Genomic DNA, 13,113 nt, shown 5'->3' with positions numbered 1-13,113 from the left:
CCCGGCTCAGAGCATCGTGCGCAGGCGCTCCCGCCGGGCGCGCAGCACGTCGACCGACGCCGACGCCGACGGCGGGCCGGGCACCGACTGACGCAGCTGCGTGTGCACCACGGCCTGGGGCTGGGCGGTGCGGGCCGCGACCCGGTTGACCAGCTTGTTGATCTCGCGGCGCAGCTCGGCGGCGTCCCGCCACGACCGGCCGGCGTCGTCCTCGTCGGGGTGGTCCTCGACGAGCATGAAGTCCTCGGCGTGCTCCCGGTGGCTCTGCGCGATGCGCAGCCGCAGCTCGTCGTCCCGCTTCGACAGCAGCTCCGCCGTCTGCGCGGGGGTGAGCAGCCCGGGGATGCCGAGGAACTCCTCGTCCTCCTCGCCGACCACCACCGTCGCACCGGATCCCTCGCCGGTGTGCGCCGTCCCGCTGTGCAGCACGTGGGCGAAGCGCGCGTCGGCCTCCAGCGCCTCCCACTGCTTCATCTCGCCCTCGCGCGGCTCGCGGGGCGGCAGGTCCAGCGCCTCGAGCTCCTCGTCGGGCTGGGTGCGGGGCGGCGGCATGACGTGGTTGCGCTGCTCCTCCATCGCCGCGGCCAGCGACAGCAGCGGACGCACGGCGGGGAGGAAGACCGTCGCCGACTCGTGCGGCGCCCGGGAGCGGACGACGCGGCCGACGGCCTGCGCGAAGAACAGCGGCGTCCGGTACGAGGTCATCCACGCCAGGACGGCGGCGCGAGGGACGTCGACGCCCTCGGAGATCATCCGCACGCAGACGGCGATGCGTGCCGACCCGGTCGCGAAGCGCTCGATCTTCTTCGACGCCTTGGGGTCGTCGGAGAGGATGAGCTCGGCGGCCTTGCCGGTCACCCGCCGCACGATCTTGGCGTAGGCGCGGGCATCGTCCTGGTCGCTGGCGAGGATCAGCCCCGCGGCGTCGGGCATGCCGCTCTCGCGCAGGTGGGTGATCCGGTCGTCCATCGCCGCGATGACGTGCGGCACCCACTGGCCCTTGGGGTCCAGCGCGGTGCGCCAGGCCTGCATCTCCACCGACCGGGTGCCGGCCTCCGAGAGCGAGGCGGCGACCACCTCACCGGCGGAGTTCCGCCAACGCGAGGTGCCCGTGTAGGCCGCGAAGACGACCGGGCGGACGACGTTGTCGGCCAGCGCCTCCTTGTACCCGTAGGTGTAGTCGGCGCGGCTGACCAGGCCGATGCCTCCCTCGCCGTCGTCGCCCTCGAAGCTGTCCTCCTCGTAGCGGACGAAGGGGATGCGCTCGTCGGGCTTGGTGCGGAACGGCGTCCCGGTCAGGCACAGCCGGCGCGCGGCCATGCCGAACGCCTCCTCGGACGCCTCGCCCCAGGAGAGCCCGTCGCCGGCGTGGTGCACCTCGTCGAGGATGACCAGCGTCTTGACCGAGGTGCAGCGGGCGGCGTGCAGCATCGGCTTGCCCGCCACCTGGGCGTAGGTGGTCACGTAGCCCTGGGTGCCGGCGCGGACCGGGCCGACGGCGTTGGTCAGGCCGGGGTCGAGCACGATGCCCATCGCGTCGGCGGCGTCGGCCCACTGCATGCGCAGGTGGTCGGTGGGGCAGACGACGACGACCCGGGCGACCTCGCGTCGGCTCAGCAGCCGCGAGGCCAGCGTCAGCGCGAAGGTGGTCTTCCCGGCGCCGGGCGTCGCGGTGACGAGGAAGTCCTTCGGCGAGGCCTCCTCGTACTGCTGCAGGGCGGCCTGCTGCCACGCCCGGAGCGGCCGGCGGTTCGTCTGCGGGATCGACGTCTCCGCGCGTGCTGCACTCCCCATGTCGGGGTCCATCTTGGCGGTCGCGGCGGCAACACGCCCAACCCGGGGCCTGCCGCGTGCCCTGCCCCCGGCGACGTATAGGGCCGGGCTGCAGGCCTCTGACCTGGGGGATGCGATCCGGGCGGCGGGTCGTGTGGTGATCGCCATGCTGTGAGGGACGGATACGTCACGCCCCGCCGGTCACGGCGTCCCCAGACGTCCGCGCGAGCCCCAGAACTGTCAGTGGTCGAACATACGATCGATCACATGGCGGACGGCGCAGCGGAGGGCGGGCCCACGGCGGGGTGGGCCTCCGGCGCGCTCCGGGCGGTCCAGGAAGCCGAGCGCGAGATCGCCCGGCAGACCGCGGTGCGGGCCCGTGCGGTCGCCGCCTTCGCCGTGACGCGTCCTGCCTCCGCGGACCGTCCGGCCGGCACGCCCGGTGCCATGGGCGAGGGGCGGCGGGCGGCGCGACCGGCGGTGCTGGCGGAGGTGAGCGAATGGGCGGGCCAGGAGCTGGCGCTCGCGCTGGAGATCAGCAGCGAGGCCGCGCACACGCTGCTCGAGCGCTCGCTCGTGCTCGTGCACCGGCTTCCCCGCACGCTCGCGGCGCTGGAGTCCGGCGCGCTGCACGTCGGGCACCTGTTCCCGATGCTCGAGCGGGTCGGCCCCATCGCCGAAGACGTGAAGCGGGCCGAGGTCGAGGCGGGTCTGCTGCGCTGGGCGGCCGGCCGGGTGACGACGCCGGCGCAGCTCGCGGCCAGGGCCCGTCGGCTGGGGCTGCTCGTCGACGCGCGCGACTCCGCGCGGCGGCTGGCCGAGGCGGTGCGCCGGCGGGGCGTGTTCGCCCGGCCCGACCAGGAGGACGGCATGGCGCAGCTGGTCGCGCTGCTGACCGTGCCCGAGGCGGCCGCGCTGGTCGACGCCCTCGGCCGGTACGCGGACGCCCTCGACGAGCCCGGTGACCAGCGCACCCGAGGCGAGAAGATGGCCGACTGCCTGGTGGACCTGGTGCTGCGACCGGGGGAGAACGGCCTGGCGCCGGTGCAGGCGCACCTCACCGTGGTCGCAGCGGTGTCGACGCTGCTGGGCGGGGACCAGCCCGGGGAGATCGCCGGGCACGTCGTCCCCGCCGAGCTGGTGCGCGCGCTGGCGCGGGCACTCGGCTTGCTGCCCGACGACGACGCCTCTCCCGGTGCCGATCCGGCCGAGGACCATCCATCGGGCGTGCCCCTGTCGAACCTCGACACCCGACGCCGGACCCTCGCCGGCCTCGACGTCGGCGACCCGGGTGTCTCGCCCCTGGAACGCGAGCTGGGGACGTGGTGGCGGGAGGTCGAGGGCCGCGTCGTGCGCGAGCAGCAGGCCGACGCCGAGGGGCCGGTGTGGGAGTACGTGCCGAGGCACCACCCCGGCCGGGGTCAGCGGCACGAGCCATCGATGACGGCCGCTCCTCCTGCGCCGCAGCCCGACTCGCCGAGCACAGCAGCGGACGAGGCGGTCGCCGCCGCGGGCAGGGCGCTGCTCGAGTTCGACCGAGCCGTCGGCCGGGCTCGGGGCGCGGTGCGCCGCGCGCAGGTCGCCGCGGCCGCGGACGAGGCGGCGTGGCGGGACTCGACCAACGGTCGGGTGTCGGCAGCCGCCGACTCCCTCGAGGCGCTGGCAGAGGCCGGTGGCGGGCAGCGTGCCGCGCTGGCCCGTCTCCTCGACGCCACGGCCGGCGGCGCGCTGGCCGAGCGGCCGCGCGTCGCGGTGGTCGATGCGCTGACTGGCGCCCTGCTGGCGCTGACCGACAGCCGGGAGCTGCGCCGCACCGCGGGTCGCGGGCTGGGGTCGCCGTCCGCGTCACCCGGCTACCGCCCGGGCGCCGCGCTCGACCGCTTCCTCCGCGCGCGGGACCGCCGCTGCCGCTTCCCCGGCTGCCGGCGGCCGGTGCCGCGGGGTGGGCAGCTCGACCACGACCGGCCCTGGCCGGACGGGCCGACCAGCGCGACCAACCTCGTCGGCTACTGCACCCCGCACCACCGGGGCAAGCACCAGGCACCCGGGTGGCGGCACGAGCTCGCCGCCGACGCCACGCTGACCGTGACCACGCCGTCGGGGCTGCGGGCCGTCAGCACCCCGCCGCCGTTCTGACCGCCGTGGTCGGCCGGCGGCGGGGACCGGATCAGGCCTTCGCGGGACGGTCCTCGAGGATCCGCTCGGCGAAGCGCCAGCCGGCGTCGGTCTTCACGTAGCGGTCCACGTAGCGCGGGGCCCCGGCGATGACCCACGATCCCTCGACCGCGGCGAGCAGGACCATGTCCGCGGCGCCGTGCGCCTCGGTCGCCGAGTCGAGGGTGACGGTGACGCCGCCCATGATGTGCCGCAGCTTCAGGCTGGAGGTCACGCCGGTGATCCACTCGGTCAGCGCGGCCCTGCCCTCCAGGGGCTGGCCGCCGGCCTCCATGCGCGCGTCCTCGACGAAGAGGGCCGTCCACTCCTCGAGGCGGGTGTCGTCGGTGTGCTGCGCGTACTGCGCCACCAGGTTGCGGATCTCGTTCTCGGCGACCAACTGCTGGATCTCGTCCACGGTTTCTGCCTCTCGGGGGATCGGACCGTTGTCGATCAAGCTACGGTCCACCCTTCCGAACGAGTGACGCGGGTCTCACCAGTCCAGAAGCCCCGTCGTCCAGTCCGCGCCGGAGTCCTTCCGCCTCGGCACCGTGCCGGTCCGCGCGAACTGGCGACGCGCGCGGCCGACCCGGACCAGGCGAGAGATCCCGAACGGCGTCATCAGCGCCAGCAGCAGCGCGGGGAGCAGCGCCCATCCGGTCCAGTCCGGCCCGTACAACGCGTCGTCGATGATGAAGCGCTCTGGTGCGGCCGGGTCGTACACGACGTCGACCACGTCGCCCGCGGCGTAGTCGTCCGCGTAGCCGCCGAGGATCACCTCACGTGCCCGGGTCACCCCGTCGGCGCTGAACCGGACCGAGGCCGCCCCGGCATCCCACCATTCATCCGGCTTCACTGCCATGACCGTGCCCACCGTCGTGATGCCGACCGCGCGCAGTTCCTCGTCGGCCGTGATCTCGATGGCGGCAACCGCCAGGACGAGGACGATCCCGACGGCTCCCAGGCCCACGAGCAGCCAGGCCCAGCGTCGTTCCCTGGTCATCGCCCGGAACGTCTCCGGAGCGGCCGGCACGACGGAGTGTCCATCCGACGCGGGCACGGCCTCCCTTGCCATGCGGTGGAGTGCGGCGTTGGTCCGGCGCCTGCGCGCCACCACGAGCAGCCGGATCGCGCCGACCGCGAGGAGCGGTGCAGCTCCGACCGCTCCGACGAGCAGCGTGGTGGAACGGGTCGTCACCAGCCCTTGGAAGTCGCCGTACGGCACCAGGATGTCGATGGAACTGCCGACCGGTTCGCCGAAGCAGTCGGAGTCGTCCTGCTGCCTCACGCCGTTCAGGTCCCGCCACGTGACGGTGCAGGTCCACCCGCCGTCGCTCCGCAGGACGTCCGCGGTGGCGGTGTAGCCGTCGAGAGCGATGGCCGTCCAGAGGCCCACCCAGAGCGTCGCCACGACCAGGCAGGCGGCCGCCCACCAGACCCGCCCGGGATCGCGGGCGCGCCACGGATCCAGGCCGGGCGCGTCTCGGCCGGTCAACGCCCTTGCCGTCGCAGCTCCTTCGGCCTCGGCGGCCCTCAGCCGGACCGCTGTCCCGTCGTCCGACCGGAGCAGCAGCTCCGCGTCGCCCTGCTCCCTGCGGTGCTGCAGCAGTACGGCGGAGAGCACCGCGGCTCCGGTGAGGTCGAGACGGCGGCCGCCCCAGCTGGACCTCCACGTGACCCGGCCGCCCGACACCCGCACTCGGCCACGGCGCGATCGCCCCTCCGCGATCGTGAGCCGTGCCGGGAACGTCACCACCCCGGAGGGATCGGCAACCGCTCAGCCCGCCGACACCCGAAAGCGTCAGTCGGCGGACTCGTCCACCCAGTCCGGGCCGTTGACCTCGCCCGGGCCGGCCAGGTCGGCGGCGTCGACGATCGTGTACGCGTACCCCTGCTCGGCGAGGAAGCGCTGCCGGTGCGCGGCGTACTCGCTGTCCAGGGTGTCCCGGCTGACGACGCTGTAGAAGTGGGCCTGCCGGCCGTCGGCCTTGGGCCGCAGCAGCCGGCCCAGCCGCTGCGCCTCCTCCTGGCGCGACCCGAACGTCCCCGACACCTGCACCGCGACCGCGGCCTCGGGCAGGTCGATGGAGAAGTTCGCGACCTTCGAGACCACCAGCGTGCGGATCTCGCCGGCGCGGAAGGCGTCGAAGAGCTTCTCTCGCTCCCGGTTGGTCGTCGACCCCTGGATCACCGGCGCATCGAGCGCCGCACCGAGCTCCTCGAGCTGGTCGAGGTAGGCCCCGATGACCAGCGACGGCTCGTCGGGGTGCCGCTCGAGCACCCGCCGGATCACCGGCAGCTTCGACTGCGCCGTCGCCGCGATCCGGTACCGCTCCTCGGGCTCGGCGACGGCGTAGGTCATCCGCTCCTCGTCGTCGAGCGCGACCCGCACCTCGATGCACTCGGCCGGCGCGATGTAGCCCTGCGCCTCGATGTCGCGCCACGGGGCGTCGTACCGCTTCGGCCCGATGAGGGAGAACACGTCGTCCTCCCGGCCGTCCTCGCGCACCAGCGTCGCGGTCAGCCCGAGCCGCCGGCGGGACTGCAGGTCGGCGGTCAGCCGGAAGATCGGCGCGGGCAGCAGGTGCACCTCGTCGTAGACGATCAGGCCCCAGTCCTGCGCGTCGAACAGGTCCAGGTGCCGGTACTCGCCCTTCCGGCGCGTGGTGATCACCTGGTACGTCGCGATCGTGACCGGCCGGATCTCCTTGCGCTCGCCGGAGTACTCGCCGATCTCGTCCTCGGTCAGCGACGTGCGGGCGATCAGCTCGCGCTTCCACTGCCGCCCCGCGACGGTGTTGGTCACCAGGATCAGCGTCGTCGCCTTCGCCTCGGCCATCGCCGCCGCGCCGACCAGCGTCTTGCCCGCACCGCACGGCAGGACGACGACGCCCGAGCCGCCCGCCCAGAACCCGTCGACGGCGTCCTGCTGGTAGTCGCGCAGGTGCCAGCCGGACTGGTCGAGCTCGATCGGGTGCGCCGCGCCGTCGACGTAGCCGGCCAGGTCCTCGGCCGGCCAGCCCACCTTGAGCAGCGCCTGCTTCAGCCGCCCGCGCTCGGCGGCGTGCACGACGACGGTGTCCTCGTCGATGCGGGCGCCCAGCATCGGGGCGACCTTCTTCGACCGGATGACCTCCTCGAGAACCGCCCGGTCGGTCGAGGTGAGAACCAGCCCGTGCACCGGGTTGTTGGCCAGGGTGAGCCGGCCGAAGCGGTCCATCGTGTCGGCGACGTCGACCAGCAGCGCGTGCGGCACCGGGTAGCGCGAGTACCGCACCAGCGCGTCGACGACCTGCTCGGCGTCGTGGCCGGCGGCGCGCGCATTCCACAGCGCCAGCGGCGTGACCCGGTAGGTGTGCACGTGCTCGGGGGAGCGCTCCAGCTCCGCGAACGGCGCGATGGCCGCGCGGCACTCCTTGGACAACGGGTGGTCGACCTCGAGCAGCAGCGTCTTGTCGGACTGGACGATCAGGGGGCCGTCGGACACGCGTCAACGTCCTTCGTTCGGGGGTTGCGGCGCGGACCAGCGCGCCGGACTGCCCAAGATAACGCCGGGAGGGTTCACTCCCTTCCGCCCGCGACGCTCCAGGGAGCAGCCTGCACCGGTGCACCCCGCGGACTTCTACACCGGCATCGTCGCCGAGCTCTACGCGCCGCTGAGGTCGACCCCGACCGCCCCTGCGCTGTGGGCCGCGGTCGTCCGGCGGTACGGCGAGCCGGCGCTGGAGCTGGGCTGCGGCGACGGCGACCCGCTGCTGGCGCTGCGCCGGGAGGGCCTGGACGTCGAGGGCGTCGACTCCTCCGCGGACATGCTCGCCCGCTGCCGCGCCGCCGCGGCCCGCACGGGGGTCGAGGTCACCCTGCACCACCAGCGCATGGAGGCCCTCGACCTCCCGGGCCGCTACCGCACGGTCTTCCTGGCCGGTCCCACCTGGAACCTGCTGCCCGACGACGCGACCGCGTCCGCCGCGCTGCGCGCCGTCCGCCGGCACCTGACCGACGACGGCACCGCCGTCGTCCCGCTGTTCGTCCCGGCACCTGCTACCGACGCCGAGCTCGGGCGCACCCGCGAGGCACAGGGCCTCGACGGCGCCCTGCTGCGGTTCTCCGTCCGCTCGCAGGAGCACGACGAGCGGACCCGCACGCAGCGCTCCGTGCTGCGCTACGAGCGGCACGAGGACGGCGGCAGCACGGTGGAGGACCGCACCTGGACGCTGCACTGGTACACCCGGGCCGGCTTCCGCGCGCTCGCGGACGCGGCCGGCCTGCGGACCGCGGCCGTGCTGGACCCTGCAGGGAGGCCCGCCGCGGCCGACTCCACGGCGGCGACCTTCGTGCTGCGGCCCGGCTAGGCCCGCGGCCGCCAGCGCTTCCACAGCGCGACCGCGGTGGCCCGCGGCTTGCCGTCCCACACCAGCTGCACGTCGACGCTCATCTGCGCCTCGTCGGCCGCGGTCACCACCGCGAGCAACCGCACGGGCTCGGTGAGCGGCGCCGGCCGCAGGTAGCGGACGTCCAGCCCGGCGGTCACGTAGGGCAGCGCCGCTCCCGGCAGGGCACCCCATCCCCGGACGTCGGCCTCGTGCAGCACCGCCGCCGCGCTGTGGCAGTCGAGCAGCGTCGAGATGATGCCGCCGTTGAGGTGACCGAGCCCGTTGTCGTGCTCCGGCCACGGCTCGAACGCCGCCTCGACGCCCTCGGCGCCGGGGAAGCTGCGCAGCCGCAGCCCGCGCGCGTTGGCCGGGCCGCAGCCGAAGCAGGTCAGCTCCGGGACGAGGCGCTCCTGGATGCTGGTCGTCCGGGTGCTGGGCGAGGCGTCCACCTCCGCAGCATGTCAGCCCGGGACGGGGGCGTCGTCCTCCTCGACCAGCGCGACCGAGGTGATCCGGTGCACGGCGAACGTCCGGCTCTCGCCCCGCCGCTCGTCGAAGCCCTGCAGGAACCCTCCGACCAGCGACACCGGCTGCACCACCCGCTGGCTGCCGCTGCCCTGGGCGTCCACGTACCCGAGCCACACCGGCGTCCCCTCGCGGACCGCCCGGCTCAGCAGCTCCAGCGTCGACGCCGTCGTCACCCCGGGCACCTGGCGCACCGCCTCGCCGCGGCGGGCCGCGACCGCGGCGTCCCCGGCTCGGATCTCCCGCACCGTGGCGGCGAGCTCGTCGGGGGTCAGCGGCCGGGGTGTGGTCGGTCCCTCCGTGCCGGTCCGGCGGCCCGCCGCCCGGGGCCGGCCCGGCGGCCGGGTGAGGACGGCGCCACCCGGGTTCTCCCCGGCCGGCGCGTACCCCGCCTCGCGCAGCACGCCCAGCACCTCGTCGGCGCCCAGACCGCTGACCAGCACGCCGGGCGCCAGCCGACGCAGCTCCGCCGCCGCGGTCCGCCGGTCGCCGAGCACCTGGGAGAGCAGCCCGTGGTCGTCGGAGCGCACGTAGCTCTCGATCGCCCCGACGCGCAGCCGGCCGTGCTGCCGGGCGACGTCGTCGACCAGGTAGTCCAGCGCCTGCGGCACCGGCGTCCGCGAGGCGCGGGTGAAGAAGTCGTGCAGGTCCGACGCCGACCACCCGGCGTCCAGCGCCCGGCGCACGCTGGACTCCGAGACCCGGAACACCGTCGCGCCACCGGAGGACTCCACGTCGGCGACCACCGCGAGGGTGTCGGCCAGCTCGGCGACCAGCGGCCCCGGCGCGATCAGCGAGAGGTCGGGCTGGGCGAGCACGTGGTCGACCGGGTCGGGCAGCAGGCCGCGCATCCCGTCGGCGGCGCCGTCCTCACCACCGGCGAGCAGGCCGCGGCCACCCGAGGACAGCGCCCCGCCGACGACGACGCCCAGCCGGGCGGCCTCGGTGAGCATCCCGGGCACCGGCGCCAGCCGGTCGGCGCGCCGCGGGGTGCGCCAGCGCAGCAGCGCCACCAGGTCGTCGGTCGGCAGCCCGGCGCCCGGGGGGTAGCCGGCCAGCGCACCGAGCGCCGACCGGCGGATGGCCGGCGCGGTTGTGCCGCACCAGGTCGGGGGAGAGCGCGTTGGCGGCCTTGCCCGCGACGTCGCGCTGGCCCACGAGGGCGGGCAGCCGGATGCCGGACAGCCAGCCCGAGGCGAGCACCGCCCACCGGTCGGCCAGGTCCTGCTCCCGCCACACGTCGTACATCCGCGTGGGCAGCCACTCGTCGCGGTGCGGGCCGCCGACGTCCAGCAGCCCGGCGGCCAGCGCCAGCTCCAGGAGCCAGGCCGCCTCGAGCTCGGGCACGTGCAGCTCCCGCGCCAGCCGCTTCTGGTCCCGCACGGCGACCCCGCCGCTGCGCAGCAGGCCGGCCGGCTCCTCCTCGAGCAGCGCGAGCAGCTCCCCGATGCGACCCACCTGCTCCAGCGCGGCGCCGGCCGCCTGCCGGTCGACCGTCGCGGGATCGCGGTGGACGACCTCCGGCTCGGGGCGCAGCCGCGGCGGGCCGTAGGGCCGGTCACCGCGCAGCAGCAGGCCGATCTCCCGCGGCAGCTCCACGTTGAGCGCGTCGATCCGCGCCAGCAGCCCGCGCTGCAGCAGCCTGCGGGCGGGGGAGTCCGCGCCCCCGGAGCTCTCCGGCAGGTGGCCCACCGGCCGGTCGCCGGCCAGCCGTTCCAGCACCCCGCGCTCCTCGTCGGACAGCGCGCCCAGCGCCGCCGGCAGGTCGGCGGGCAGCTGCACCCGCAGGTCGGCCGCCCGCCGGCCCAGTCCGGCGGGGTGCCGCACCGCGCGCCGGACCGGATCGGGCGCGCGCAGGACGTCGTCGCCCCACAGCAGCGCGCGCTCGGTCAGCGCCGTCAGCCGCGCCTCCAGCACCTCGTCGGGGACCTCCGGCAGCGCGGCGATCAGCTCGTCGGGCGGCAGGCCGTCGCCGGGCGCGAGCAGCACCACGTCCAGCACCTGCAGCGTCCCGGCGTCGAGCTCGTCGAGGGCGCGGTCCACCGACACCGGCACCGCCAGCCGGCTCGCGAGCGCCACGACGTCCGACGGCGCCGGGCGGGCGACGTCGGGGCGGGCGGCCAGCAGGTCGCCCAGCTGGTCGTCGTCGCGCGTGCGCAGCCAGGCGGACAGCGTCGGCGGGGGGTCGGCGGGCATCCGGTCCACGTTACGTCGTGGCCGGTGGGGCGTGCCCGGCACGCCACCGGGGGACGGTGCCGTGCGGACCGGGCGCCCGGTCGGCGAAGATGGACCCATGTCGAAGCGCAGCACCAAGAACGCCCACCTGGTGGAGCCCACGTGGGGCGAGTCCGAGGACGGCGGCCCGCCGCTGACCGAGCTCTCGGCGTCCGTGGCCGGCGGTCTGTCGCCCTTCGGCCAGGACCACGGCTTCCCGATCCCGGCCGACCTGGTCCGCTACGCGCACCCCACGGACAAGCCCAACCGCGCCGGCGTGCAGCTCCCCGAGAACCGCTGAGCCGCCTGGCGCCCGCCTCAGGCCCTCGCGCCGGCGGTGGGCGCCAGCCGGACGACCAGCTTCGAGACCAGGTTGCCGGCGACCACCCAGATGAGCGCGGCCAGCGCGTCGTTGATCGTCTCGCCGACCTTCGGGTCCGAGGGCTGGAACAGGTCCTTCGTGAACCAGCCGAACGTGTCGCGGATGCCGGCGGTGAACTCGACCAGCGGGTTGGTGGGGTTGGCCTCGAAGAACACGAACACCGCGTGGGCCACGATCAGCGCGCCGATCACCGACGCCACGACGCGGACGACGGTGGCCAGCAGGCTGATGATGCGCGTCGCGCCGGTGCGTGCCATGGCGACATGATCACCCAGGTCGGTCCTGCGCGCACGGGACGACCAGGGCCCGGTGGTCCGACAGCGGCAGCCGCACCGCCTCCGCCGGCCCGGTCGCGCGCAGGGGTCCGCGCACCAGCACGTGGTCCAGCTGCCGCGTCGGCCGCCCCGCCGGGAACGTGGCCGCCGCGGCGAGCGGCGTCATCCCGGTGTTCCGGGCCGCCGGTCCGCGCTGCATGTTCAGGTCACCCATGAGGACCAGGGGCTCCGGCGTCCCCTCGAGCGAGCGCACCAGCCGGCGCAGCTGCACCCCGTTCCAGCCCGGGATGAACGACAGGTGGGTGTTGCAGACGGTGAACTGCCCGGACGGCCCGTCGAGGACGGCGGCCACCGCCACGCGGGGCTCGTCGCGCGCCAGGAACGGGCGGTTGGTCTGCTCGGACCACAGCGGCACGCTGGCCCGCAGCGGCGGCAGTCGCACCACCCGCCAGGAGACCACCGGGTAGCGCGACAGCAGCGCGATCCCGTAGCTGGCCGAGCCGGGCTGTTCCTCGCCGGTCGCGGCCATCCAGGTGCCGCCCGGTGTCCCCGACAGCGCCGCCACGAACTGCGAGTCGACCGCCCCCATCGCGTCGGCGGCCACCGCGGTGAGGTCGGCGCCCAGCGAGCGTGGCTGGTCGCGGTCGACCTCCTGGAGGCCGAGCACGTCGGCGTCCAGGCTCTTCACCGCCGCGGCCAGCCGGTCGACGTCGACCCGCCCGTCGTCGAGGGAGCGGCCGTGCAGGAGGTTGAAGGTGGCGATGCGCACGGGGGTGCAGTGCCCCGGCCCCGGTGCGATCTACCGTGCGTATCCCGGCGGGAGCGGGTAGCAGCAGCTCCGTGCCGAGCCTCCAGGTCGATGACCTCCGCGAGAACCTCCGCGACCTCCTCAAGCGCACCGCGGTGGCGCTGAAGGAGGGCGGGGTGCCCTTCGCCCTGTGCGGCGGCTACGCCGCCTACGTGCGCGGCGCTCCCGAGCCCGACCACGACGCCGACTTCCTCGTGCCCGCGGCCGAGGCCGAGCGCGCGGCCAAGGTGCTCGCCGACGCCGGCCTGCAGGTCGTCGACCCGGCGGAGGACTGGCTGCTGAAGGTGGTGCGCGACGAGGTCTTCGTCGACGTGCTGTGGCGGACCTGCGGCGCCCCCGTCGAGACCGACCTCATCGACCGCGCCGACGAGCTGCCCGTGCTGTCGGTGCACATGCCGGTGCTCGCGGCCACCGACATCGTCGTCACCAAGCTGATGGCCCTCGACGAGCACTACTGCGACTTCACGAAGATGCTGCCGGTGGCCCGGGCGCTGCGCGAGCAGGTGGACTGGGAGCACGTCGCGCGGGCGGTGGACGGCAACGACTTCGCGGTGGTCTTCCTGCAGCTGCTCGGGCGGCTCGGCGTGGTGCCCTAGCCTGGGAGGCGCG

At 75.1% G+C, this 13,113-nt stretch carries 13 protein-coding genes; 4 read left to right on the top strand and 9 right to left on the bottom strand.

The window, feature by feature from the left end:
- Positions 1 to 6: 6 nt before the first annotated feature.
- Positions 7 to 1,794 carry a DEAD/DEAH box helicase gene (locus ACI79H_RS02090; RefSeq protein ID WP_456552711.1) on the bottom strand — a complete coding sequence of 596 codons (1,788 nt, stop codon included), beginning with the start codon at positions 1,792 to 1,794 and terminating at the stop codon, positions 7 to 9.
- A gap of 246 nt (positions 1,795 to 2,040) precedes the next feature.
- Here ACI79H_RS02090 and ACI79H_RS02085 point away from each other — a divergent pair, with 246 nt between their 5' ends.
- Positions 2,041 to 3,909, top strand: a complete 1,869-nt coding sequence (locus tag ACI79H_RS02085; protein WP_456552710.1) for a DUF222 domain-containing protein — start codon at positions 2,041 to 2,043, stop codon at positions 3,907 to 3,909.
- 31 nt (positions 3,910 to 3,940) lie between these two features.
- On the opposite strand, the gene ACI79H_RS02080 is transcribed toward ACI79H_RS02085, so the two are convergent.
- The 3 genes from ACI79H_RS02080 to ACI79H_RS02070 form a co-directional block, all read right to left on the bottom strand.
- A complete protein-coding gene (locus ACI79H_RS02080; RefSeq protein ID WP_456552709.1) occupies positions 3,941 to 4,345 on the bottom strand; it encodes a nuclear transport factor 2 family protein in 405 nt (134 codons plus the stop codon).
- A gap of 75 nt (positions 4,346 to 4,420) precedes the next feature.
- The gene (locus ACI79H_RS02075) at positions 4,421 to 5,551 is read right to left on the bottom strand and encodes a DUF3592 domain-containing protein (RefSeq protein ID WP_456552708.1); all 1,131 of its coding nucleotides are present in this window, start codon (positions 5,549 to 5,551) and stop codon (positions 4,421 to 4,423) included.
- 177 nt (positions 5,552 to 5,728) lie between these two features.
- Positions 5,729 to 7,414 (bottom strand): DNA repair helicase XPB, encoded by a 1,686-nt coding sequence (locus tag ACI79H_RS02070; protein ID WP_456552707.1) that lies wholly within the window; start codon positions 7,412 to 7,414, stop codon positions 5,729 to 5,731.
- A gap of 118 nt (positions 7,415 to 7,532) precedes the next feature.
- On the opposite strand from ACI79H_RS02070, the gene ACI79H_RS02065 reads away from it, so the two are divergent.
- The gene (locus ACI79H_RS02065) at positions 7,533 to 8,279 is read left to right on the top strand and encodes a class I SAM-dependent methyltransferase (protein ID WP_456552706.1); all 747 of its coding nucleotides are present in this window, start codon (positions 7,533 to 7,535) and stop codon (positions 8,277 to 8,279) included.
- Here ACI79H_RS02065 and ACI79H_RS02060 read toward each other — a convergent pair.
- From ACI79H_RS02060 to ACI79H_RS02050, 3 genes are read right to left on the bottom strand one after another with little or no spacing between them, the layout of a single operon-like run.
- Complete coding sequence (locus ACI79H_RS02060; protein WP_456552705.1) at positions 8,276 to 8,749, bottom strand: PaaI family thioesterase; 474 nt, start codon at positions 8,747 to 8,749, stop codon at positions 8,276 to 8,278. The two genes, ACI79H_RS02065 and ACI79H_RS02060, sit on opposite strands and share 4 nt — an antisense overlap.
- 12 nt (positions 8,750 to 8,761) lie before the next feature.
- Positions 8,762 to 9,778, bottom strand: a complete 1,017-nt coding sequence (locus ACI79H_RS02055; protein WP_456552704.1) for a helicase C-terminal domain-containing protein — start codon at positions 9,776 to 9,778, stop codon at positions 8,762 to 8,764.
- Positions 9,696 to 11,021 carry a hypothetical protein gene (locus ACI79H_RS02050; RefSeq protein ID WP_456552703.1) on the bottom strand — a complete coding sequence of 442 codons (1,326 nt, stop codon included), beginning with the start codon at positions 11,019 to 11,021 and terminating at the stop codon, positions 9,696 to 9,698. Before ACI79H_RS02050 ends, ACI79H_RS02055 begins: the two co-directional genes overlap by 83 nt.
- Positions 11,022 to 11,118: 97 nt before the next feature.
- On the opposite strand from ACI79H_RS02050, the gene ACI79H_RS02045 reads away from it, so the two are divergent.
- The gene (locus tag ACI79H_RS02045) at positions 11,119 to 11,340 is read left to right on the top strand and encodes a hypothetical protein (protein ID WP_456552702.1); all 222 of its coding nucleotides are present in this window, start codon (positions 11,119 to 11,121) and stop codon (positions 11,338 to 11,340) included.
- A 17-nt stretch (positions 11,341 to 11,357) separates the two neighbouring features.
- Here ACI79H_RS02045 and ACI79H_RS02040 read toward each other — a convergent pair whose 3' ends face one another.
- Together ACI79H_RS02040 and ACI79H_RS02035 are read right to left on the bottom strand one after the other, a co-directional pair.
- Positions 11,358 to 11,678, bottom strand: coding sequence for a hypothetical protein (locus ACI79H_RS02040; protein ID WP_456552701.1), 321 nt, complete (start codon positions 11,676 to 11,678; stop codon positions 11,358 to 11,360).
- A 10-nt stretch (positions 11,679 to 11,688) separates the two neighbouring features.
- Positions 11,689 to 12,465, bottom strand: coding sequence for an endonuclease/exonuclease/phosphatase family protein (locus ACI79H_RS02035; RefSeq protein ID WP_456552700.1), 777 nt, complete (start codon positions 12,463 to 12,465; stop codon positions 11,689 to 11,691).
- 71 nt (positions 12,466 to 12,536) lie between these two features.
- On the opposite strand from ACI79H_RS02035, the gene ACI79H_RS02030 reads away from it, so the two are divergent.
- Positions 12,537 to 13,100 carry a nucleotidyltransferase family protein gene (locus tag ACI79H_RS02030; RefSeq protein WP_456552699.1) on the top strand — a complete coding sequence of 188 codons (564 nt, stop codon included), beginning with the start codon at positions 12,537 to 12,539 and terminating at the stop codon, positions 13,098 to 13,100.
- The last annotated feature ends 13 nt before the right edge of the window (positions 13,101 to 13,113 follow it).

The sequence above is a fragment of the Blastococcus sp. SYSU D01042 genome (assembly GCF_054050515.1).
This window is presented reverse-complemented; position numbering and strand designations above follow the sequence as displayed.

What these genes read in the sequence shown, in the direction of transcription:
- ACI79H_RS02090 (WP_456552711.1), bottom strand. Translation starts at nt 1,794, where the DNA reads ATGGGGAGTGCAGCACGCGCGGAGACGTCGATCCCGCAGACGAACCGC.
- ACI79H_RS02085 (WP_456552710.1), top strand. Translation starts at nt 2,041, where the DNA reads ATGGCGGACGGCGCAGCGGAGGGCGGGCCCACGGCGGGGTGGGCCTCC.
- ACI79H_RS02055 (WP_456552704.1), bottom strand. Translation starts at nt 9,778, where the DNA reads ATGCTCACCGAGGCCGCCCGGCTGGGCGTCGTCGTCGGCGGGGCGCTG.
- ACI79H_RS02050 (WP_456552703.1), bottom strand. Translation starts at nt 11,021, where the DNA reads ATGCCCGCCGACCCCCCGCCGACGCTGTCCGCCTGGCTGCGCACGCGC.
- ACI79H_RS02045 (WP_456552702.1), top strand. Translation starts at nt 11,119, where the DNA reads ATGTCGAAGCGCAGCACCAAGAACGCCCACCTGGTGGAGCCCACGTGG.
- ACI79H_RS02040 (WP_456552701.1), bottom strand. Translation starts at nt 11,678, where the DNA reads ATGGCACGCACCGGCGCGACGCGCATCATCAGCCTGCTGGCCACCGTC.